Below are 23,082 nucleotides of genomic sequence, written 5' to 3'. Positions count from 1 at the left end.
TCCTGGTTACCGAAGATTCGATCGTGGTAACTTCGCGTTCAGCCATGTGAGTTGGACCGACTCGGCGGGGGGATGGCCGGCGATGAATGCTGTCCCGCACGGGCGCCCGGGACCGGACCTGGTGCAGACCCTGGTCGATGCGCTGACCCTGCTCGAATGTGTCAAGGACCGGACTCAGCGCGTCGAGTTCGTGGAGACGGTGGCGTACCGACTCGGCGTCGAACTGACCTACCCGGACAGCACGCCCCGGGTCGCCATGACGCATCTGGTCCGCAAGGTGATCCACCGGCCCGGCGGCCCCGAGGCGCTCGTCTACGCGGTCCGCACCGTCTCCGGCCCGGACGAAGCCGAGCGGATCGCCGCCGAGGCGGGCATCCGGACCGGCACCGGCCGGCCGGCGCCCTGGCCCGCGCCCGTCTTCGCCGAGGACATCGCCCGGCAGGCGCGCCGGCTGCTCGTCGAGGCGAAGGACATCGACGGCGGCCGCCTCGCCGCCCTCCTCGGCGACGAACTGCCCGGGGACCTGCCGGACCACGGAACACCGGCCGAACTCTTCGACCACGCACTGGACATGACCGCACGCGCCGACGGTCTCCCCGCAGCCGTCGTCCTCGTCGAAGCGGCCGCCGCCCTGTCGGCCGAGCAGGGCGTGGCGCTGCGCCGGTGGGCGGACCGCTGGGCGGAGGCGGAGGGCCCCGCCGGGCCGGCCGGCGACGCCCGGGCGGCGGTCGCCGGGGCGCGGGAAGCGCTCGCCGTCTGCCGGCGGCGCCTGGAGCGGCCCGCCGCCCCCGACCCGACGGTGCCCCGGTGTCTGGTCGTCATGGTCGAACCGGCCCGGGACGGTTCACCGGACGTCTTCGTCCGGCACTGGCTCAACAAGGCCTCCGGCTACTGGCGGCCGGAGCAGGGCGCCATGGAGACCGTCACCCTGAACACCCTGGCCGGAGCGGTCGAGCGCGCCGTCGAGCGGGGGGAGGCGCTGTGGGCCGACCCTCCGAAGGGGCATGCGGGGCAGCCGGAGCCGGGCGGTCGCACAGAGAAGGCGGGGGCCGGTGGGGGGCCGGTCCACGTCGAGTTCCTGCTCCCCTTCGACCTGCTGAACCACGACATGGCCCGCCTGGAACTGGGTACCGCGGACCCGAGGCCCCGGCCGATCGGCATGCACTACCGGGTCCATCTGCGCAGCCTGGACCGGATGCGCGGCGACGCCGGGCAGCTGCGCCGCTGGCAGGCCCGCTGGGATCAGCTCCGGGCCGCTACCGCCCCGGCCCCCCACCGTTGGAAGGCCGCGGACCGGGAAGGATTCGAACGCTGGCGTGCCCACCTCGCCGGGGACGAGTCGCTCACCGCGGTCATCCTCGACGCGCCCGCCGTCCAGGGGCACGGCCTGGAGGCGTTGCAGGCCGCCGTCGTCGAGGGCGTGGGTGTCGCCGCCTGGGACCGCAGGGCCGAAGGCTCCTCCCGGTCCAGCGAACTGCTCACGCTGCTTCTGGGGCACACGTACGCACAACTGCCGGAAAAGGTCCACAGGTTGAGAGCGGGGGCGGAGACCGAGGAGGACGGCCCCCTGTGGGTGGGCAGGCACATCGCGTTCTTCTGGGACGACCCGTACCGACTGGTCGATCGTGAGGAGTTGTTGTCGGCATGACCGGAGAGGCCGCTGCCGTACCACCGTCGCCGCCGCCCCCGTGGTGGGTCTTCCACGCGACCGGAAGGGCGCCCGGGGGCGAGCCGCCGGAGCTGCCGACGCCGCCGCCCTGGCGTACGTTTCCCGGCGGCCCGCTCCAGCCGCCGCCGCCCGAGGACGACCGTGCCGCGGAGCGCCGCCTCGGCCGGATCCAGGACGGGCCCCAGCTGCGCCGCGAGGAGATCGACGCGGTCAACGCCGCCCTGCTGCTGCGCCGCCCGCTGCTCATCACCGGCCCGCCGGGCGTCGGCAAGTCCACCCTCGCCTATCTGATCGCCCGCGAGCTGGGGCTCGGCCGGGTCCTGCCCTGGAGCGTCGTCAGCCGCAGCACGCTCAAGGGAGGCCTGTACGCGTACGACGCGATCGGCCGTGCCCAGGCGATCGCGGCCTGGCGGGCAGCCGACGCCCCGAGCGCGCACGGCCCCGCCGCCGGGAACGCTCCCGACGCCGTCGGCGGAGATCCGGGCGGACGCGGCCCGACGGGTGGAGAGCCCCCGGCGCTGGGGGACTTCGTCACCCTCGGCCCGCTCGGCACCGCCCTGCTCGCCTACGCGCGCCCCCGGGTGCTACTTGTCGACGAGCTGGACAAGAGCGACATCGACCTGCCCAACGACCTCCTGCACGTGCTGGAGAACGGCAGCTACGAGATCCCCGAACTCGTGCGCAGCAACGAGGAGTCGGCGACGGTGTTCACGGACGACCCGCGTGGCTCGGCGAGGGTCGAGGGCGGCCGGGTGGAGTGCGCGCAGTTCCCCGTCGTGGTCATCACCAGCAACGGCGAACGGGAGTTCCCCGCCGCGTTCCGCCGCCGCTGCCTGCCGCTGGAGATGCTGCCGCCGGGCCGCGAGCAGCTGATAGGCATCGTCGTCAGCCATCTGCGGCAGCGCCCGGAAGGCGTCGAGGCGTTGGTGGACGAGTTCGTGAAGCGTCTGCGCGGCGGCGGCACCCAGTCGATCGACCAGTTGCTCAACGCCGTTCAGCTGACGTCCGCGGGCGGTTTTCAAGCGGATGCCGACGGGCGTAAACTCGTCGAGATGCTCCTCCGAGACCTCTCGAAGGGCCGCTGATGAACGGCTTGCCCAGGGAGCGTGCTCCGGACCCCGTGTCCGTGCCGGCCGACTCCCCCGATCCCACCACCGGCGACCGGCACGAGGACGACGGCCCGTACGACCCGGGCGGGGCCGACTGGACGGAGCTCGCCGACGCCGCCTGGCTCGCCGCCGCCCGCCTCGACGCGCAGCGCACCCCCGGGCCCGCCCCGGACCACCCGCCCCACGCCGAACGGCACCCCGACACGCCCGGCCCCGGCACGTCCGGCTCCGGGCAGTCCCCGGCCGCCGGCCCGCAGCCCGCCGAAGGGCCCGAACCGCTGCTCGGCCCGGCCCCCGACACGGCGTCCATCCCCGCGCCCCACGCCGTGCCCGGGGTCTCCGGGCTGCCCGGACCACCGGCGTACGAACGGGAGATCAGGACCGTCCAGGAAGGCACCCGCACCGGCCCCGAACGGCTGCCGGGCCCCCGCCCCCGGGCCGCGCGGACGGCGACGCCGCGGCTGGCCAGGTCGCTGCGCGGGCTGGGCCGCAGGGTGCCCACCGGGGGCCGGAGCGCGCTGGACGAGGAGAGCACGGCCGAGCACGGGCTCACCGACGGGCTGTGGGTTCCCTACTTCCTCCCCGACCGCGAGCGGGCCTTCGACCTGGTGCTCCTCGTCGACCGGGCGCCCACCATGCCGCCGTGGGACGCCACCGTCCGGCAGATCGCCGAAGAGGCCGCCCGCAGCGGGGCCTTCCGCGATGTCCGCACGGTGGGGGTGGTCCTGCCCGCCGGGGCCGGCGAACCCGTGCTGCGCTGGCCCGGCGGACGCGACGGCGACCCCGCCGAACTGCTCGACGGCCGCGGCGCGCGGCTCTTCCTCGTCGTGACGGACGGACTCGCCCACGGCTGGGCGGGCCCCGGAGCCGACCGGCTGCTGGAGCGGCTCACCTCCGGCGGGCCCACCGCGCTGGTCCACCTCCTGCCGCCCTATCTGCGCCACCGTTCCTCGCTCTTCCCCTTCCGCGCCCAACTGGACGCCGGAGGCTTCGGCGCGCCGAACCGCCGCTTCCGCTTCCGACCGCCGTTCGGGGCGCACGACCCCGTCCGGCCGCTGCCCGAACCGGACGACGACACCGTGCCCGTACCGGTGCTCAGCGCCCGCGCCGGGTCCTTCCGCGCCTGGGCCGACCTGGTGACCGGCGAACGCGGCGTGCGGCGGACACTGCCGGTGGTGCTGGCGGGCGCGATGGCCAAGGGCGCCTCCGCCCCCGGGCTGCGCACCCCGGTCGTCGACGGTCCCCGGGCGGCGGCCGCCGCCGTACGCAGGTTCCGCTCCCTCGCCAGTCCGTTGGCCCGGCAGCTCGCCGTTCTGCTGGCCCTCGCCCCCTTGGACTTCGCCGTCGTCGACGAACTGCGCGATCTGGCCCTGCCGGACGCCGGGCCCGAGCACCTCGCCGAGGTCATGATGGGCGGGCTGATCGACTGGGACGCCGACGCCGGAAGCGGTCCGGACTTCGCCGACGATGTGCGCGAGGCACTGCTCGCCACCAGCACCAGGACCCAACTCGCCCGCACCGTGAGCCTGCTGGCGGAGCTGCGGACGGGGCAGGGACACGGTGCGCGACTGCGCGCGGCCCTCCACGACCCGGTGCGTACCGCCCTCCCCGGCGCGGAGCCCGGCGTCCGTCCCTGGCTCCGCATCGAGCTGGCGGTGCTGCGGGCGCTGTCGGGCCCCTACGCCGGCCGGGCCGCCAGGGTGGCCGCCCGCCTGGTGCGTTCGCCGGACGACCCCCCTGCCCGGCCGGGTGAGATCGATGCGGATGTGCTGAAAGCCGCCCCGAAATGGGCAAGGCTGCCACCGGACAGCGTCGTTTCACCAGGAGGACCCGTGCCGCCCACGACACCACCAGCAGCTGGCCTCTCGGCACCGGCTGACGACACCGCCCGGAGGGCTCACGAGGAGATGGAAGTCAAAGCGCCGCAAGCACGCGTCGTCCGTTCGGGCCAGCCGAGGATCTTGGGCAACGTGCCGCCCAAGAACCCCAACTTCACCGGCCGGGAGGCCCTTCTCGCCGCCGTGGAACGGCAGCTGACCGAGGACGAGACGACGGCGGTCCTCCCGCACGCACTGCACGGCCTCGGCGGCGTGGGCAAATCACAGATCGCGGTGGAGTACGTCTACCGCCACAGCGGCGAGTACAACGTCATCTGGTGGATCCCCGCCGAGCAGGAGAGCCTGATCCTGGCCGCGCTCGCCGAGCTGGCGACCGCCCTCGGCCTGGAGGTCGGACCGCAGGCGAACACCGCCGTGCCCGCCGTCCGCGAGGCCCTGCGCACCGGCAAGCCCTTCGACAACTGGCTGCTGGTCTTCGACAACGCCGAGGACATCGAGTCGGTGCGCTCGTACTTCCCCCATGGCGGACCGGGAAAGATCATCGTCACCTCGCGCAACCGGGAGTGGGAACGCGTCGCCACCCCCCTCAGTGTCGACGTCTTCGACCGTGAGGAGAGCATCTCCCTGCTCCAGCGCCGGGCCCGGGGCCTGAGCACCCATGACGCCGGCCGCCTCGCCGAGGCGCTCGGCGATCTGCCCCTGGCCGTCGAACAGGCCGGCGCCTGGCACGCGGCCACCGGCATGCCGGTCGACGAGTACCTCCAGCTGCTGGACGAACGGCGCCCCGAGATCCTCGAACTGGCCCCGTCCCCGGACTACCCCCTGCCCGTCGCCGCGGTCTGGGACATCTCGCTCGGCCGGCTGTCCGCCGAGAACCCGGCCGCCCGCCAACTGCTGCAGATCTGCGCCTGCATGGCGCCCGAGCCCATTCCGCTCAACATGCTCCGCGGCGGCCGCAACGTCCAGATCACCCCGGAGCTGGACCGCGTGCTGCGCGACCCGCTGCTGCTCGCCCGCGCCACCCGTGACCTGAGCAAGCTCTCGCTGGTGCGCCTCGACCACAAGGCCGGCACGCTCCAGATGCACCGGCTGATGCAGAACGTGATCGTCGCCCGGCTGGATCCGGAGGAGCGGGAGACGATGCGCAACGCCGCCCACGCGCTCCTGACCACCGCCAAACCCGGGCTGCCCGCCTCACCGGAACAGTGGCCCGCCTACCTCGGACTGCTGCCCCACGTGATCGCCTCCGACGCCATCGACAGCTCCGACGGCTGGGTGCGCGACCTGGTGTTCGACATGGTCACCTTCCTCTACTACTGGGGCGCCCACGAGGCGGGCGCGGACCTGACCCGCCGGGCGTGGGAGGCCTGGAGCGAGCAGTCGGCCCAGGACGACCTGCATGTCATCCGGATCACCAAGATGCTCGGCTTCTACCTCCAGCACCTCGGCCGGATCCCGGAGGCCGCGGCGTTGAGCGAACAGGCCATGGAGGTCTCGCGCAGCGCGCCGATCCCGGAGGAGGAGCTCATCGACTCCATGCTTCAGATGGCCGGTTCGCTGCGCTACCGGGGCGACTTCCACGCCGCCCGCGAGCTGAGCGCCGAGGCCTTCGAGCGGTCGAGCGACCTCTACGGTCCGGAGGACCCGACGACCCTGAACGCGGCCCACAACTACGGCGTCTCGCTGCGCGTGAACGGCGACTTCCGGTTGGCGAAGGAGATCGACGAAGAGACCGCCAGGCAACGCCAGTTGCTCTACGGTCCGACCAGCGGTCTCACCCTCAACACGCTGAGCGCCGTGGCGGCGGACACCCGCGAGGCGGGCGACTTCCTGGGGGCCCGGGTCCTGCAGGAGTCGACGTACCAGACCTACCGGACCCATTTCGGTCCCACCAACGCGGCGACGATCCGGGCCGCGCTGAATCTCGCCATCTGCCGACGCAGGGCCGGATTCCTGGAGGGGGCGGCAGAGCTGGTCGAGGAGATCCTGGAGCGCTTCACCACCCGGTACGGCGCCGAGTACCCGGAGACCCTGGGGGCCGCCCTGGCGGCGGTCGTCGACCGCAGGATCGCGGGCAGGCTGGAGGACTCCCGGCGCCTCGGCCGGCAGATCCTCGACCGCTACCGGGACATCTTCGGCGAGCACCACCCGTACACCCTGTGCGCCAAGGTCAACGTGGCCGCCACGCTTCGGGCCATGGGCGAGGTGGAGGAGGCCGAGCGGCTGGACACGGTCGCCGGGACACGGCTGCGGGCGGACCTGGGGGAGCGCCACGTCTACACACTGGCCGCCACGCTGGGCCGGGCCAACGACCACTACGCCCGGCTGGACTTCGCGGGCGCCCTGGAGGTGGACAGCGCCACGCTGCCGCTGCTCACCGAGGTGGCCGGCGCGGACCATCCCTGCACCCTCGTCTGTGTCGCGAACCTCTCCCTGGACCAGCGTGGCCTCGGCCGCCCCGCGGAGGCGGACCGGCTCAACGCCGAAGCGGTGGAGGGCCTGACACGGGTCCTGGGGGACCAGCATCCGTGGCGGACCTCGGCCCGGCTGCATCAGCGCATCGAGTACGACGTGACGGTGATTCCGTTGTGAGGCGACGGACCGGGCCGGGGTTCCGACGCCCGGTCCGGACGGACCACGCTCCCGGCCCGGAGGGCCGGGAGACCACGGACGGGGGCGACGCATGACCACGGTCATATTCATCCACGGCACGGGCGTGCGACCGCCGCACACCGAGGCCCTGTACGCACGGGTCACGGCCTCGCTCGCCGAGGCCGCCCCGGGCGTGCGGGTCGTGCCGCTCGACTGGGGCCGGCGGTACGGGGCCCGGCTCGCCGCGGGCGGGGCCAGCATCCCGTACGACGGGGCCGGAGCCACCGAACGGGACGCGCAGGGCGAGGAGGACGACGAGACCGCCGCGTGGGAGCGCCTCTACCGCGACCCGGAGGCGGAGCTGGCCCTCGCCGCCGCGCGCGGCCCCTCGGACGAGATCCCGCCGGGCGCGGCCTTCCCCGACGAGGAGATCCGGGAGCGACTGGCGGCGCTGGCCGCCCGGGGCGAGCAGGCCGCCCCGGAGCTGGGCCCCGGTCTCGGCGCGGTCGCCGCCGCCCTGGCCCGCAGCCCCCTGCTCACCCCGGCCGCCGAAACCGTCGGCCCCGAAACCCTGGCGACGCTGCTGGCCCGTGCGCTGGCCGCCGCCGTGACCGGCGCGGCCCTGGCCGAGGACGCGCCCGTGATCCCCGACGGCGCCACCCGCGACGCCGCCGTGGACCGGATCGCCCGGCAGCTCGGCGCCCCCGCGCCCGGCACCGGCAGGGGGCCGGTGGGCCGCCTGCTCGGCCGGCCCGTGACTCGGCTCGGCACCCGCTACGCGGTGCGCCGCCGTCGCGCCCTCACTGGGGCCGCCCACCCGGCGGCCGGCGACGTGCTGACGTTCCTCGTCCGCGGCGGCCCCCTGCGCGCCGCCCTGCGGGAGCTGGTCGCCGCCGTGGAGCCCCCGGTCGTCCTGCTCGGACACAGCCTCGGCGGGATCATCGCCCTGGACACCCTGATCGAGGCCCCGCTGCCCGGCGTCCGGCTGCTGGTCACGGTGGGCTCGCAGGGGCCGTTCCTGTACGAGACGGGGGCGCTGCCCCACCTCGACTACCCGGAGCCGCTGCCCGCCCATGTCCCCGGCTGGCTGAACATCCACGACCGCCGCGACCTGCTCGGCTTCGCCGCCGCACCGCTGTTCCCCGGCCGGGCCGTGGACGTCGCGACCGACAACCGGCAGCCGTTCCCCGCAGCCCACAGCGCCTACTGGACCGATCCGGTCGTCTACCGCGCCATCGCGGAGCGGCTGCCGTGAGCGCGGGCGGTGTCGACCCGGCACGCGTGGTGGCGCTCGTCGTCGGCGTCGAGGCCTATGCGGCGGGCCCGCGCTGGACGCTGCCGGGGCCGGTCAGCGACGCACTGCGCTTCCGGGACTGGCTGCGGTCCACGGGCGTGCCGGACGCCAACATCCTGCTGCACCTCGCCCCGGCGGAGGGGACGGCGGCGGTCGCCGGCCATCGCGCCGCCGACCACGAGACCCTGCGGCGGGTCCTGGTCCACGAACTGCCCGCCCGCCAGGGGGACGTGCTCTGGGTCTGGTGGGGCGGGCACGGTGTCCTGGACCGGGACGAACACCTGCGGCTCTACTGCGCCGACGCCACGGACGCCGACCGCCGCAACATCGACCTGGAGTCCGCCCGCCGCCGCCTGAGCAGCGACGTCCTGCCCGGGTTCGCGGAGCAGAACTGGGTCGTGGACGCCTGCCGGACCTTCGAGGAGCGCCACCGCCCGGCCGTCACGATCCCGGACGGGAGCCTCCCCGCCGGGCAGCGACTGCGCGTGCACCGGCAGAACGTGCTGCTGGCCGCCGACCGGGGGCAGCGCGCGGCCAACGACCCCGTGCGCGGCCTGGGCATATTCTCGGATATCCTCCTGCGCGAGCTGGCCGCCCTGCCCGGCGGTCCGGCCCCCGACCCGGAGGCGCTCTTCGCGGCCGTCCGGAACCGGTTCGACCGGCTGCGCGCCGAGGGGAGCCACGCCCAGCTCCCCACGCTCCAATTGCACCGCCCCGGCCACTCGGAGCACCTGCCCGGCCGTCCGGCGACACCGCCGCCGACGGACGGGGTCCGCCCCGGACCCGAGCGGACGGGCGGCGGGCTGCTCCGGGTGGTCGAAGCGCTCCTCGCCTATCCGCTGATGAGCGACCGGGACGAACGCCAGACGATGGTCGCGGAGCTGGACCCGGTCCTGGTGGCGCGCATGCCGCGGCACGCGGTGCCCCGTACGGACGTCCTGGGCATTCTGCGGACGTTGCGGCGGCGCCCGGAGGGGCCCTGGGACCTCTACCGGGCCGTCACGCTGCTGGACGACGACCCCGGCAGGGGCGCCGAACTGGAGGAAGCCCTGCGGGAGTTCCTGGCCGAGGGCCGGACCGGTCCGCCGGGCCCGTGATCGTACGGCGTGATCGCACGGGTTTCCGGAAGGCCAGCCGTTCGTCATGATGGGAAGGGACGGGTGGCATGGTGTGCCGCCGGACCGAAAAGGGGGAGAAGACCTTGCAGCAGACGGCATCGGCCGGTGATCCGGCCGACTACCTGGAGTCCGATGTGGCGGATCTCGCGGAGGTGGGCGTCGCCACCGTGCGCGCCCTCGCTCCCGCTCCCGGCCGGCGTCTGCTGGAGGAGATCCGAAGAGCGCGCACCAGCACGCTGTCCGGCGGCGGCCCTCCCGGCGGTCTCGCCGACTGAGCGCTGTGCGGCCCTCCCGGAAACGGCCCCCGGCGCGCCGCGTCGGAACCACGACAGAGGAGCGCGGGTGCAGCAACCGATGCGGATGCCCGGCCACTGGTTCGACGAACTCGCCGCGGGCGGTGGTTCGGTGGAGGCCGTCGGCTTCCTCGTGGCGGGCGAACGGGCCCGCCGCCTGCTCCTGCTGCGGGAGTTGCTGAGCCGCCTGGAGGAGCGGCCCGCGCTGCTCGGCCCCGCCGGCCTGGGCGCCATCTGGCGGGCCGTCGAACGGGCCGAGGCCCGGAGGCCGGACTGCGTGGAGGAGTTGCTGCTCAGCCCAGAGGTGGGGAGCTGGCTCGCCCACACGCTGCGCCGCCTGCACGGCACCGCGGCCGGCTCTCCGCTGTGGGTGGACGCCGGACACCTGGCCGCCGTCGCCCTGGTGGCCGCGGTGAGGGCCGGGACGGCCGCCGAGCTCGTCGTGCCCGCGAGGGAGGGCGCGGTGGCCCTGCCGACGCTCGGTCTCGCCCGGCTGCCGGGCACCCCGCTGCTGGGCTTCCAGCCGGTCCACGCGCGCGTACGGGAAGGCGAGTTGCTGCTCGTCCCGGCCGGACGGGGCACCGGGGCGACGGCGCTGACCGTGCGACCGCTCACCGCGCCGCCGAGCGCCCTGTGGTGGCCGACGCACCGGCTGCCGGTCCGGCCGGGCGGGCCCGAGGTCGCCCTCGACGACACCGACCCGTACCGCGACCTCGGTCACCCGATCCCGCCCCAGCGGCTCACCCCGCGTGAACTCGACTCCTGGCAGAGCCTGTTCGCCGCGGCGGTCGCGCTGCTCGACCCCGCCTCCGGCCTTGAACCGCGTTCCGGCGGTACGGGACCGGGCACGGTGCGCCCCGAGGAGATCGGGCGCATCGTGCCCTGGCCCGGGCGGCTGCGACACGGCCCCGTCGCTGGGCTCAGCGCCTCCACCGCCGACGCGTTCGGCTCCATGGTGGTGGCCCGGCCCCCGGACGGCGCGGCGCTCGCGGAGACGATGGTCCACGAGTTCCAGCACAGCAAACTCGGCGCGCTGCTGCACCTCTTCGCGATGCTCGACGACGATCGCGAGGAGGAGCACTACGCCCCGTGGCGCCCGGACCCGCGTCATCTGCCGGGGCTCCTCCACGGCGCGTACGCCTTCGTCGGCGTCGCCGGATTCTGGCGGGACCGGATCGGGGACCGGGCGGCCGATCCGCTGGACCTGGCACCCTTCCGGTTCGCGCTCCGGCGCCTCCAGACCCGTGCGGTCCTGCGGACCCTGGCGACCCGCGCCGCGCTCACCGGGCCCGGCCGCCGGCTCGTCGCCGGACTGACCCGCACCGTCGACGGCTGGCTCCGCGAACCCGTGGACGGGCGGGCCGTGGCGCGGGCCCGCGCGGCGGCGGCCGGTCACCGGGTCGAGTGGCGGCTGCGCAATCTGCGGTGCGCGGACGAGGAGCGCGCCGGCCTGGGCGCCGCGCTGCGCACGGGGGCTCCGCCGCCGCCCGTAGGACAGCCCCTGCTCGTCCCGGCCTCGGAACGTACCCACTGGCAGGACGAGCGGGGCGCGCTGTACCTCCGCCCGGACATCGCGCCGGACAGCGCGCTGGACGTCAACGTCGCGGCCACCGGGCCGGGCGTCGCGTCGGTCGCCGCTCCGGACGCCGCGTCGGTCACCGTCGCCCGCGGCGTGCGCCCCCGGGCTACGCCACCGCTCCGCGCCGATGTGCTGCTGGTCCGGGGGGAGGCCGCCGCGGCACGGGAGGCGTACCGGAAACGCTGGTCCGAGGCGCCGGGGGACCCCCATCCGCTGGCGGGCTGGCTGCTGGCGCACACCGCGCTCCACCCCGGCCACCGGCGGCTCCTCGCCCGCCCGGAGCGGTTCGCCGCCGCCGTCGCGGGGGAGGAGCCGGAGGTGTGGGAGCACGCGGCCCACCGGCTGGCTGCCGCACGACCATCCGCCTGACCAGCACCGGGCCTCCCGCACGGAGGGTCGAGGAGCCCCGCGCGCGTGAGGCGCGTCACTCTGCGTGAAATTCTCGGCATACATTCCGCCGGACCGGGGAGGGGACCAGGCCGCTGGTGCGGCCGTACCCCGGTTCACCACGCGGCACGCCCCGGCCGAACCGGAGGGGGCATTTCAGGCACGGAAGGCAAAAATCGACATGTCGGCGCTCAAAACCATCCACATCGACGGCACCTGGCGGGCCGCCGGATCAGGTGCGACGCGCGAGGTCATCGACCCCGCCGACGCCACGGTCCTGGCCGTCGTCGCGGAGGGCGGGGCGAAGGACGCCGACGCGGCGATCGCGGCGGCGCGACGCGCCTTCGACGACGGCCCCTGGCCGCACAAGCCGGTCGCCGAGCGGGCCGGGCTGCTGCGCCGGGTCGCCGAGCTGCTCCAGCGGGACCGCGAGGAGATCGCGATCACCGAGAGCCGCGACACCGGCAAGACCCTCGAAGAGGGCCGGGTCGACGTCGACGACGTGACCAATGCCTTCCGCTACTTCGCCGACCTCGTGATGAACGAGAGCGGCGGCCGGGTCGTCGACGCGGGCGACCCCGACGTCCACAGCATCGTCGTCCACGAGCCCGTCGGCGTCTGCGCCCTCATCGCCCCCTGGAACTACCCCCTCCTCCAGGCCAGCTGGAAGATCGCCCCGGCCCTCGCCGCCGGCAACACCTTCGTGCTCAAGCCCAGCGAGGTCACCCCGCTCTCCACCGTCCACCTGATCCGCCTGCTCTCCGAAGCCGGGCTTCCCGACGGTGCGGCCAACCTCGTCACCGGCGCGGGCGACCCGGTGGGCGCGCGTCTCTCCGAGCACCCGGACGTCGACCTGGTCTCCTTCACCGGCGGCCTCGCCAGCGGTACGAAGGTGGCCCAGGCCGCCGCGCCGACCGTGAAGAAGGTCGCCCTGGAGCTGGGCGGCAAGAACCCCAACGTCGTCTTCGCCGACGCCTGCGCCACCGACGAGGGATTCGACACCGCCGTCGACCAGGCGCTGAACGCCGCGTTCTTCCACAGCGGCCAGGTCTGCTCCGCCGGGGCCCGACTGATCGTCCAGGACTCGATCAGCGAGCGGTTCGTCACCGAACTGGCCCGCCGCGCCGACGCCATCCGCCTCGGCCGGGGCACCTTCGACGGCGTCGAGTGCGGCCCCCTCGTCTCCGCGCAGCAGCTCGCCAAGGTCGAGGCGTACGTCGCCTCCGCCCGGGAAGAGGGCGCGATCGTCCGGGCCGGCGGCGAACGCCCGGCCCCCAGCGACGTACGGCCCGAGGGCGGCTACTTCTACCGGCCGACCGTCCTCGACGGCTGCCACCGCGAGATGCGGGTGGTCCGTGAGGAGACCTTCGGCCCGATCCTCACCGTCGAGACCTTCCGCACCGAGGAAGAGGCCATCACGCTGGCCAACGACACCGACTACGGCCTCGCGGGCGCCGTCTGGACGACCGACGCCGGCCGGGCCCGCCGGGTCGCCGGACGGCTGCGCCACGGCACCGTCTGGATCAACGACTACCACCCGTATCTGCCGCAGGCCGAGTGGGGCGGCTTCGGGAAGTCCGGCACGGGGCGCGAGCTCGGCCCGACGGGGCTCGCCGAGTACCGCGAGTCCAAGCACATCTACCAGAACCTGAACCCGCGCCCCCAGCGCTGGTTCGCCGGCTGACGCCTGCGGGGGCCCCGGAAACACCCGACCCCGGTGCCCCGCCCGGCTGTTCGCAGCACCACGTACACGCACGAACCTTGCAGAAGGAGCAGTGACCGATGCCTTCCACCCCCCGCAGCACCGCGGTTCCCGACGGCCCCGTTGCCGACTACGTGATCGTCGGCGGCGGCACCGCCGGATCGGTCATCGCCTCCCGGCTCACCGAGGACCCGGACGTCACCGTCACGGTCATCGAAGGCGGCCCCACCGACATCGACCGCGACGACGTGCTGACCCTGCGCCGTTGGCTCGGCCTGCTCGGCGGCGACCTCGACTACGACTACCCCACCACCGAACAGCCGCGCGGCAACTCCCACATCCGGCACAGCCGGGCCCGGGTCCTCGGCGGCTGCTCCTCGCACAACACCCTCATCAGCTTCAAGCCGCTGCCCGGCGACTGGGACGAGTGGGCCGAGGCGGGCGCCGAGGGCTGGGGCGCCGCCGCGATGGACCCGTACTTCGCCAAGCTGCGCAACAACATCGTCCCGGTCGACGAGAAGGACCGCAACGCCATCGCCCGCGACTTCGTCGACGCCGCCCGGCAGGCGGCCGGTGTCCCGCGCGTGGACAGCTTCAACAGCAAGCCGTTCCACGAGGGCGTCGGCTTCTTCGACCTCGCCTACCACCCCGAGAACAACAAGCGCTCCTCCGCCTCGGTCGCCTACCTCCACCCGCACATCGAGGCCGGCGACCGCCCGGGCCTCCGCATTCTGCTGGAGACCTGGGCGTACCGGCTGGAGTTCGAGGGCACCCGCGCCACCGGCGTACACGTGCGGACGAAGGACGGCGAGGAGATCCTGCTGCGCGCCGCCCGCGAAGTCATCGTCTGCGCGGGCGCGGTGGACACGCCCCGGCTGCTGCTGCACTCCGGGATCGGTCCGCGCGAGGATCTGGCCGCACTGGGCATCGACGTACGCCACGACCTCCCCGGCGTCGGCGAGAACCTGCTCGACCACCCCGAGTCCGTCATCGTCTGGGAGACCGACGGGCCCATCCCGGAGAACTCCGCGATGGACTCCGACGCGGGACTCTTCGTCCGCCGCGACCCCGAATCCCGGGGCCCGGACCTGATGTTCCACTTCTACCAGATCCCGTTCACCGACAACCCGGAGCGGCTCGGCTACGAGAAGCCCGAGCACGGGGTGTCGATGACCCCGAACATCCCCAAGCCGCGCAGCCGGGGCCGCCTCTACCTCACGAGCGCCGACCCCGAGGTCAAGCCGGCCCTGGACTTCCGCTACTTCACCGACGAGGACGACCACGACGGGCGCACCCTGGTCGACGGCATCAAGCTCGCCCGTGAGATAGCGGCCACCGAACCGCTGGCCCGCTGGCTGAAGCGCGAGGTCTGCCCCGGGCCCGAGGTCACCTCGGACGAGGACATCAGCGAGTACGCCCGTAAGGTCGCCCACACCGTCTACCACCCCGCCGGCACGTGCCGGATCGGCGCGGTCGACGACCAGCAGGCCGTCGTGGACCCGCAGTTGCGTATCCGGGGCCTGGAAGGCATCCGGATCGCCGACGCCTCCGTCTTCCCGACCATGCCGGCCGTCAACCCGATGATCGGGGTCCTGATGGTCGGCGAGAAGTGCGCCGAACTCCTCGCGGACCGGGCGCGTGACACCGCGCCGGCCACCAGCACCAGCACCGGAGGCGATGCCCGATGACCGGAACCGAGACCCTCAAGGCCACCGGGCCCGCCAAGAACGCCGAGAACCCCGTGTTCTCGGTACGTAACCTCTGGAAGGTCTTCGGCCCCAAGGCCGACCGGATCCCCGGCGGCGAGCACGCCGCGCTCCCGCCCGCCGAACTGCGTGCCGCCACCGGCTGCACCGCCGCCGTACGCGACGTCTCCTTCGACGTCCGCAAGGGCGAGGTCTTCGTCGTCATGGGCCTGTCGGGCTCCGGCAAGTCGACCCTCGTACGCTGCCTGACCCGGCTGATCGAGCCCACGAGCGGCACCATCGCCATCGACGGCGAGGACGTCCTCGCGATGGACCGCTCCCGGCTGCGCGAACTACGCCGCCACCGCGCCGCGATGGTCTTCCAGCACTTCGGACTGCTGCCGCACCGCACGGTGTTGGACAACGTCGCCTACGGTCTGGAGATCCAGGGCCTGAGCAAGGCCGAACGCCGCTCCAAGGCGGCGGAGTTGGTGGCGAAGGTCGGCCTCGCGGGACTGGAGGACCGCCGCCCCTCCCAGCTCTCCGGCGGCCAGCAGCAGCGCGTCGGGCTCGCCCGCGCGCTCGCCGTCGACCCGTCCGTCCTCCTCTTCGACGAGCCGTTCAGCGCGCTGGACCCGCTGATCCGCCGCGAGATGCAGGACGAGGTGGTCCGGCTGCACCGCGAGGAGGGCCGCACCATGGTCTTCATCACCCACGACCTCAGCGAGGCACTGCGCCTGGGCACCCGGATCGCGCTGATGCGCGACGGCGGCATCGTCCAGCTCGGCACCCCCGAGGAGATCGTGGGCTCGCCCGCGGACGACTACGTGCGCGAGTTCGTCCGCGACGTGCCGCGCGAACAGGTCCTCACCGTCGCCACGGCCATGCGGCCCGCGCTCGCCGGGGAGAGCGAGCGCGGCCCGGCCGTACGCCCCGGGGCCACCGTCTCCGAGGCCATCGAAGCGGTCTCCCGCTCCGGCGACCCCGCCGCCCGGGTGATGGACGGCGGCCGGCTCGTCGGCGTCGTCGACCACGCGTGCCTGCTCGACGTCGTCGCGGGAACGACCGGACCCGGTCACGGAGCCGCCTCCGCGTCCGGCGCCCCGGACACCCCCGCCGGCCCCGACGCGCCGGACGGCTCCCGCGAGGTGACCCTCTGATGGCCACCGCCCAGGCCACCCCGGCCCGCCCCGCGCAGGCGGGCGCGCGCCGGGGACCGCTGGCCGTACTCCGCGACCGCCCGGCAGCGGCCAAGCTCCTGCTGCTCGCTCTCGTCGCCGCCGTCGTCGTCCCTCTCGTGCACGGCCGCTGGGGCGGCGGCGTCTGGCCCGACGCGCTGACCGCCGACCTCTCCGCGCCGCTCGGCGACGTGACGGACTGGATCGTCTCCAACCGCGACAGCCACCCGCTGTTCCTCTACTTCTTCGGCCACATCAGCAACGCCGTCGTGCTCTCCGTACGCGGGGTCTACCTGGTCCTCCTGGCCCTCGGCTGGGCCGGCGTCACCGTCTTCGCCGCCGCCGTCGCCTGGCGCGTCGCGGGGATCCGGCTCGCCCTCACCGCGGCCGTCTCGTTCCTGGTCTGCGGGCTGCTCGGCATGTGGGTGCCGACCATGCAGACGCTCGCGCTGATGGCCGTCGCCGTCCTCGCCTCCGTCGTGCTCGGGCTGCTCCTCGGACTGGCGGCCGGCCTGTCCGACCGCACGTTCCGCGTCCTGCGCCCGGTGCTCGACACCATGCAGGTGCTGCCCGCCTTCGCGTATCTGCTCCCCGTGGTGCTGGTCTTCGGCATCGGCGTGCCCGGAGCCGTCCTCGCCACCGTCGTCTACGCGGCTCCGCCGATGGCCCGGCTCACCGCACTCGGCCTGCGCGGCGCGGACGCCGGCGTGATGGAGGCCGTCGCCTCGCTCGGCGCGACCGGACGGCAGCGGCTGCTGAGCGCCCGGCTCCCGCTGGCCCGCAAAGAGCTCCTTCTCGGCCTGAACCAGACCATCATGATGGCGCTCTCCATGGCCGTCATCGCCTCCGTGATCGGCGCGGGCGGCCTCGGCGACCGCGTCTACCAGGCGCTGTCCTCCGTGGACGTCGGCGCCGCGCTCGCCGCCGGCATCCCGATCGTGCTGCTGGCCGTCGTCCTGGACCGTACGACGGAGGCGGCCGGCCGCCGCGTCGGCGCCGAGCCCACCGGCCCGGCCCCGCTGCGCGGTTGGCGCGGCTGGTCCCTGGCCGCCGTGGTCACCGCGGCCGTCGCCGTCGCCGGACGGGCCACCGACGGCCGGGTCTGGCCCGAGGACGTGACCGTGGCCATCGCCGGACCGGTCAACACCGCCAAGGACTGGATGGTCGACCACCTCTACACCGGGGTGCCCGTCGTCGGCGGCACCGCCGACCTCGCCGCCCACTTCACCAGCGGCGTCCTCAACCCGCTGCGCGGCGGGCTCACCGGCCTGCCGTGGTGGTCGGTGCTGCTGATCGTCGCGGCCCTCGCCTGGACCATCGGCACCTGGCGTACCGCCGCCACCGCCGTCATCGCCATGGCCGCGATCGGCGTACTCGGTGTGTGGGAACCCTCGATGGACACCCTCAGCCAGGTGCTCGCCGCCGTCGCCGTCACCCTGGTCCTCGGCTTCGGCGTCGCCGTCGGCGCGGCCCGCAGCGAACGGTTGGAGCGGCTGCTGCGACCCGTCCTGGACGTCTTCCAGACCATGCCGCAGTTCGTCTACCTGATCCCCGTCGTCGCCCTCTTCGGCGTCGGCCGCGCCCCCGCCGCCGCTGCCGCGGTGATCTACGCGCTGCCCGCCGTCATCCGCATCACCACCCAGGGCCTGCGGGGCGTCGACCCGGCGGCCATGGAGTGCGCCCGCTCGCTCGGCGCGACCCCCGGCCAGCAACTGCGCCAGGTCCAGATCCCCCTGGCCAGGCCCTCCCTGCTGCTCGCCGTCAACCAGGCGGTCGTGCTGGTCCTCGCCGTCGTCATCATCGGCGGACTCGTCGGATCGGGCGCGCTCGGTTACGAGGTGGTCCTCGGCCTCGCCCAGGGCGACCTGGCCACCGGCCTCGTCGCCGGAGCGGCGATCGTCTGCCTCGGCCTGATGCTCGACCGGGTCACCCAGCCCACCGCCCGCCGCCAGCGACAGGAGAGCTGAGATGAACCGCTCCCGCACCCGCCTGCTCGTGGCGCTCGCCTCGGCCGGGGCCCTGCTGGCCACGGCCGGCTGCGGCGCCGCCGACATGACCAAGCAGGCCTCCCCCTTCGCGGCCCCCGCCGGCGTCAAAACCGTCACGCTCTCCGTCCAGTCCTGGGTCGGCGCCCAGGCGAACGTCGCCGTGGCGGAGCACCTCCTCAAGGAGAAGCTCGGCTACCGCGTCGACCTCGTCCAGACCGACGAGGTCCCCGCCTGGGACGCCCTCAGCCAGGGCCGCGTCGACGCGATCCTGGAGGACTGGGGCCACCCGGACCAGGAGAAGCTGTACGTCGACGAGAAGAAGACCATCGTCCGGGGCGGCGACCTCGGGGTCACCGGCCACATCGGCTGGTACGTGCCGAAGTACTGGGCGGACCAGCACCCCGACGTCACGGACTGGAGGAACCTCGACAAGTACGCGGATCAGCTGAAGACCGCCGAGAGCGGCGGCAAGGGTCAGCTGATGGACGGCTCGCCCTCCTACGTCACCAACGACGTGGCCCTGGTGAAGAACCTGGACCTGGACTACAAGGTGGTCTTCGCCGGCTCGGAGGCGGCCCAGATCACCCAGATCCAGCAGTTCGCCAAGGAGAAGAAGCCCTTCCTCAGCTACTGGTACCAGCCGCAGTGGCTGTTCAACGAGGTGCCGATGGTCGAGGTGAAGCTCCCCGAGTACACCGACGCGTGCGCCGCCAAGGACCCGGCGGACATCGACTGCGCGTACCCGACGACACCGCTGCAGAAGTTCCTCAACGCCGACTTCGCCGAGCGCGGCGGCGAGGCGTCCGCGTTCCTGAAGAAGTTCCACTGGTCGGAGAAGGACCAGAACGAGGTCTCCGAGATGATCGCCTCGCAGAAGCTCGACCCCCAGGAGGCGGCGAAGCGCTGGATCGAGCGCCACCCGGACGTCTGGAAGAAGTGGCTCCCGCAGGACTGAGGTCCTGGTGCCCGGCTTTCCCTGAGAGGGCCGGGCACCGCGCGTCCCGCTACCGCGCCCGGACCGTCGCCAGCACGTCCCGGTCCGGCTGGAGCGTCAGTCCCGTCAGCGGTGTGATCTCCCCCGGGTCCACGTCCAGGGTGAAACGGCGGGCCAGCACCGCGAGAAGGAGGACGGACTCCACCATCGCGAAACGCGTGCCGATGCAGACCCGGGGACCCCCGCCGAACGGGAACCACGCGTACTCCGGGATCTCGTCCCCGTCCTCGGCGTCCCAGCGCTCGGGCCGGAACTCCTCCGGCTCGGGGAACCACCGCGCGTCGCGGTGCGTGGCCCACTGACTGCTCCACACCCGGGTGCCCTCCTCCACCGGCAGGCCGCCGATCGTCGCCCCCTCCTTCGCGATCCCGGTGATCAGCCAGACCGCCGGGAACAGCCGCAGCGTCTCCTTCACCACGGCCTGGGCGTAGTGCAGTTGTGCGTAGTCCTCGAAGCCGGGCTCCCGGTCGCCGAGCACCCGGTCCAGCTCCTCGGCGAGCGCGTCGCGGACGCGGGGGTTGCGGGCGAGCAGATACCACGCCCACACCAGCGTCGTACTCGTCGTCTCATGGCCGCCGATGTACAGCGTGACCGCCTCGTCCCGGATCTCCTCGTCGCTGAGGCGCGTCCCGCTCTCGTCGACGGCGGTGAGCAACCGGCTGAGCAGATCGGGGCGTTCCTCCTCGCCGTCCCGGTGCCGGGCGACGACCCGGCGCACCTCGGCGTCGATGACGGCGGCGGCCTTCCTGATCCGTGCCCGGCCCGGGGTCGGCACCCAGTCCGGAAGCAGCGCGCCGAGCCCGGCGAACTCCTTGCCGATCTCCATCTGGGCGACGTCCATCGCCCGGCCCATCGCCTCGGAGTCCGCGGGGGTGTCCACCCCGAAGATCGTGCGTACCGCGATCTTCTGGGTCAGCGCGGACATCTCCCGCTTGACGTCCACCCGTTGGCCGTCCGCCAGGCGGTCCGCGAGCTCCACCGCACAGTCCGCCATCGTGGTCGCGTAGGACTTGACCTGCTTGGGCCGCACGGAGGGCTGCACCAGCGAGCGCTTGCGCCGCCAGTCCCGGCCCCGCGCCACGAGCATCCCGTTGCCCAGCACCGTACGGAACGCGATGCCGAGCCTTGGCTGGTCGAAGGTGCGCTCCGTCTCGGTGAGCAACTCGCCCACCAGGTCCGGGTCGGCGAGGAAGACGCAGCGGTTGCGGCCGAACCGCCAGCGCACCAGGTCCCCGTGGCCGCGCAGGAGTTCGAAGAAGGCGAGCGGGTTCTTGCCGAACTGCGGCAGATTCCCCACGAGCGGCAGCCCCTTGGGCCCCGGCACGAACGCATGGCCGCGAGGCTGGGTGTCGCGTGCCGGGCCGGTCTGCGTGGACATCGAGGAACTCCGCTCCCTGGGGCACGCCACTGCCGGCGCGCGACTGTTCGAGCCCCATCGAACAGGATGGGGGCGGCGCTTCGCCAGAGCGACGACCGGCGTGGCCGGAATCCATCAGGTGCCGTGCGGAGCAGGCGAGTTGAGGGCCACCGTCGGGTGTGCTCGGCCGGAGTGGGGCACCACGACGACCTGATGCTCGTCCTCGTACACGATCCGGCCGGGATCCGCCGACTCCAGCCGCTCGCACGGCACTCCGTGCGCGGTCAGCAGCGCGAGATAGCCGGGGATCCGGTCCATCAGGTGGACCGCCGTCCCCTTGAACCAGGCCACCGCCCCCGGGTTCACCCCGGGGTCGTACACCGCCGGGTCGACCCGGGAGGGGTCGGTGTAGGCGGCGTCGTACCAGTCGTTCGCCGCCCGCCAGAAGCGGTGCTGCGCCTCGGTCAGACGGCCTTCCCGGGCCAGGCCGTTGGCCAGCGCGAAGATCCCGGGGAAGTGGCCCCGGGGGCTCCGTTCGGTGCTCTGGAACCGTACGTACGTCGTCGTCCCGCCCATTCTGTCTCCCTCCGTCGCGGCCGGTGAAGGGTTCAGGGTAGGCCTGGGTCGAAGGCGTGGTTCAGAGACCGACGATCAGCTGGATGCAGACGATCTTGACCAGGATGGCGAGCGCGAACAGCGTCGAGTAGCCGTTGTTGATCCGGCTGTCGCTCGCCCGGCTGTTGGCGTACGCCACGATCGCCGGGTTGCCGACGTAGCCCGACAGCAGCCCCATGGTCCGCTCCCGGCTCTGCCCCAGCGCCTTCGCGACCAGCACCATCAGGGTGTAGCTGACGACCGCGGCGATCGCCAGCACGGCCGCCAGCTTCAGCCCGAAGAGGGAGAAGGCGTTCTCCCGGAACGAGTAGCCGGAGGTGAGCCCCACGACGGCGAGGAAGAGCAGCAGACCGATCTGGCGCAGGGTGAGGTTGGCGCGGGTCGGCAGGGTCCACACCAGCGGGCCGGTGCGCCGGCGCCAGCCGAGGATCATCCCCATCACCAGCGGTCCGGCCCCGGTGCCCAGGGCGAGCGTGGTCGAGCCCAGCGTGAGGGAGGGGACGCCGACGAGGAAGCCCAGGGTGAGACCGAGGCCCAGGCTGACCGCGCTGACCTCGCTGACCTTCGCCTCGGTGTCCCCGAGATACGTGGTGACCTCGCCCGTCCGCTCGCGCGGCATGACCACCCGCACCCGGTCGTCGAGCTGGAGCAGCAGGTCGTCGTGGGCGAGCATGTCGAAGTCGCCGCGCCTCACCCGGCTGACGAGCGCCCCGTACTTCTCGCCGAGCCCGAGCTCCCCGACGGTGCGCCCGGCCAGGTCCGGGTTGGTGAGCAGGACCCGCCGGTAGTCCACCGCACTGCGGTCGTCCAGCAGATGGCGCGGGGCGAGGGACCCGAGCGCGTCCGTCGCCGCCCGCACGTCGTCCTCGCCGCCGACCAGGACGACCTGGTCGCCGGGGGAGAGGCGGCCCAGCCCCCGGGCGACCCGGGTCACACCGTCGGCGGGACGGTACTCGCTGGCCAGCACCCGGTGCGCGGCGACGCCGGGCACGTCCGCCCAGCGCAGGTCTCGGGCCACCTGGACCGTACGGGTGACGAGGGTGGCCGGCAGGCCCGAGTCGGGGTCCCGGCGGGCGGTCCACCGTCGGCGGGCCGCGATCGCCGAGACGAACATGATCGTGATCACGACGGCGAGCGGGTAGCCGATGGCGTACCCCACGGCGGGCTGCGTCGGGTCCTCCGAGGCGTCCTGGGCGGCGGCGAGACCCGGGGTGGTGGTGCCGATGCCCGCGTATCCGCCCGCGAGGAACGGTCCGTCGATGCCGAACCAGCGGTGTCCGACGAAGCCGACCACCGCCGCGGTGAGGGCCAGGGCCGCCACGGCCCCGGCCATCACCGGGAGCTGGCCGCGCAGTTCACGGAAGAACGCGGGACCCGACTCCAGGCCGACCGTGTACACGTACAGGGCCAGGCCCAGCGCCGAGACCCCGGCCGGCACGGCGGCGGCGATGTCCTCGTCGAGCGCCCCGACGAGGAGGCCGACGAACAGGACTCCGGCCGCGCCGAGCCGGACCGGGCCGAAGCGCACCATGCCGAGCAGCGAGCCGAGCGTGATCACGGCGAACACCGCCACCCACGGATTGTCCGCGAAGAACTGCCACACCGGCCGCGCCTCCCCGACCTCGAAGATCCCGCCCCTGTCCGGGGCCAGGATCCGCGAGGCCGGGGGAGGCCGCCACCGGAG

15 protein-coding genes are annotated in these 23,082 nt (G+C 73.8%); 12 read left to right on the top strand and 3 right to left on the bottom strand.

Features of this window, described 5'->3' with window-relative positions:
- Positions 1-82: 82 nt before the first annotated feature.
- The 12 genes from AB0F29_RS02595 to AB0F29_RS02540 all read left to right on the top strand — a co-directional run bounded on the left by AB0F29_RS02595 (position 83) and on the right by AB0F29_RS02540 (position 19,387).
- Positions 83-1,648: a hypothetical protein gene (locus tag AB0F29_RS02595; protein ID WP_361866904.1), complete on the top strand. Its 1,566-nt coding sequence runs from the start codon at positions 83-85 to the stop codon at positions 1,646-1,648.
- Positions 1,645-2,754, top strand: a complete 1,110-nt coding sequence (locus AB0F29_RS02590) for an AAA family ATPase (protein ID WP_361866902.1) — start codon at positions 1,645-1,647, stop codon at positions 2,752-2,754. Before AB0F29_RS02595 ends, AB0F29_RS02590 begins: the two co-directional genes overlap by 4 nt.
- Positions 2,754-7,208, top strand: a complete 4,455-nt coding sequence (gene fxsT, locus AB0F29_RS02585; RefSeq protein ID WP_361866900.1) for an FxSxx-COOH system tetratricopeptide repeat protein — start codon at positions 2,754-2,756, stop codon at positions 7,206-7,208. Before AB0F29_RS02590 ends, fxsT begins: the two co-directional genes overlap by 1 nt.
- Before the next feature lie 91 nt (positions 7,209-7,299).
- Positions 7,300-8,463 (top strand): alpha/beta fold hydrolase, encoded by a 1,164-nt coding sequence (locus tag AB0F29_RS02580; protein WP_361866898.1) that lies wholly within the window; start codon positions 7,300-7,302, stop codon positions 8,461-8,463.
- Positions 8,460-9,599, top strand: coding sequence for a caspase family protein (locus AB0F29_RS02575; RefSeq protein ID WP_361866896.1), 1,140 nt, complete (start codon positions 8,460-8,462; stop codon positions 9,597-9,599). The genes AB0F29_RS02580 and AB0F29_RS02575 overlap by 4 nt, the downstream gene beginning before the upstream one ends.
- Positions 9,600-9,703: 104 nt before the next feature.
- Positions 9,704-9,895 (top strand): hypothetical protein, encoded by a 192-nt coding sequence (locus AB0F29_RS02570; RefSeq protein WP_257138985.1) that lies wholly within the window; start codon positions 9,704-9,706, stop codon positions 9,893-9,895.
- Between the two features lie 67 nt (positions 9,896-9,962).
- A complete protein-coding gene (locus AB0F29_RS02565) occupies positions 9,963-11,861 on the top strand; it encodes an HEXXH motif-containing putative peptide modification protein (RefSeq protein ID WP_361866895.1) in 1,899 nt (632 codons plus the stop codon).
- Between the two features lie 199 nt (positions 11,862-12,060).
- A complete protein-coding gene (locus AB0F29_RS02560; RefSeq protein WP_361866894.1) occupies positions 12,061-13,563 on the top strand; it encodes an aldehyde dehydrogenase family protein in 1,503 nt (500 codons plus the stop codon).
- Positions 13,564-13,661: 98 nt separating this feature from the next.
- Entirely contained in the window at positions 13,662-15,269 is a 1,608-nt protein-coding gene (locus AB0F29_RS02555; protein ID WP_361866892.1) for a GMC oxidoreductase, read from the top strand.
- Positions 15,266-16,426: a glycine betaine/L-proline ABC transporter ATP-binding protein gene (locus tag AB0F29_RS02550; protein ID WP_361866891.1), complete on the top strand. Its 1,161-nt coding sequence runs from the start codon at positions 15,266-15,268 to the stop codon at positions 16,424-16,426. Before AB0F29_RS02555 ends, AB0F29_RS02550 begins: the two co-directional genes overlap by 4 nt.
- Positions 16,426-18,411: an ABC transporter permease subunit gene (locus AB0F29_RS02545; protein ID WP_361866890.1), complete on the top strand. Its 1,986-nt coding sequence runs from the start codon at positions 16,426-16,428 to the stop codon at positions 18,409-18,411. The genes AB0F29_RS02550 and AB0F29_RS02545 overlap by 1 nt, the downstream gene beginning before the upstream one ends.
- A 1-nt stretch (position 18,412) precedes the next feature.
- Positions 18,413-19,387, top strand: coding sequence for an ABC transporter substrate-binding protein (locus AB0F29_RS02540; protein ID WP_361866889.1), 975 nt, complete (start codon positions 18,413-18,415; stop codon positions 19,385-19,387).
- Between the two features lie 49 nt (positions 19,388-19,436).
- Here AB0F29_RS02540 and AB0F29_RS02535 read toward each other — a convergent pair whose 3' ends face one another.
- From AB0F29_RS02535 to AB0F29_RS02525, 3 genes are all read right to left on the bottom strand, one after another.
- Complete coding sequence (locus AB0F29_RS02535) at positions 19,437-20,804, bottom strand: cytochrome P450 (protein ID WP_361866888.1); 1,368 nt, start codon at positions 20,802-20,804, stop codon at positions 19,437-19,439.
- A gap of 114 nt (positions 20,805-20,918) precedes the next feature.
- Positions 20,919-21,359 carry a hypothetical protein gene (locus AB0F29_RS02530; protein ID WP_361866886.1) on the bottom strand — a complete coding sequence of 147 codons (441 nt, stop codon included), beginning with the start codon at positions 21,357-21,359 and terminating at the stop codon, positions 20,919-20,921.
- A 61-nt stretch (positions 21,360-21,420) separates the two neighbouring features.
- The gene (locus AB0F29_RS02525) at positions 21,421-23,001 is read right to left on the bottom strand and encodes a TrkA C-terminal domain-containing protein (protein WP_361866884.1); all 1,581 of its coding nucleotides are present in this window, start codon (positions 22,999-23,001) and stop codon (positions 21,421-21,423) included.
- Between the last annotated feature and the right edge of the window lie 81 nt (positions 23,002-23,082).

Source organism: Streptomyces sp. NPDC026589 (assembly GCF_040638385.1).
Taxonomy (GTDB): domain Bacteria; phylum Actinomycetota; class Actinomycetes; order Streptomycetales; family Streptomycetaceae; genus Streptomyces.
The sequence above is the reverse complement of the archived record's forward strand: the minus strand, read 5'-3'. Positions and strand labels throughout refer to the sequence as shown.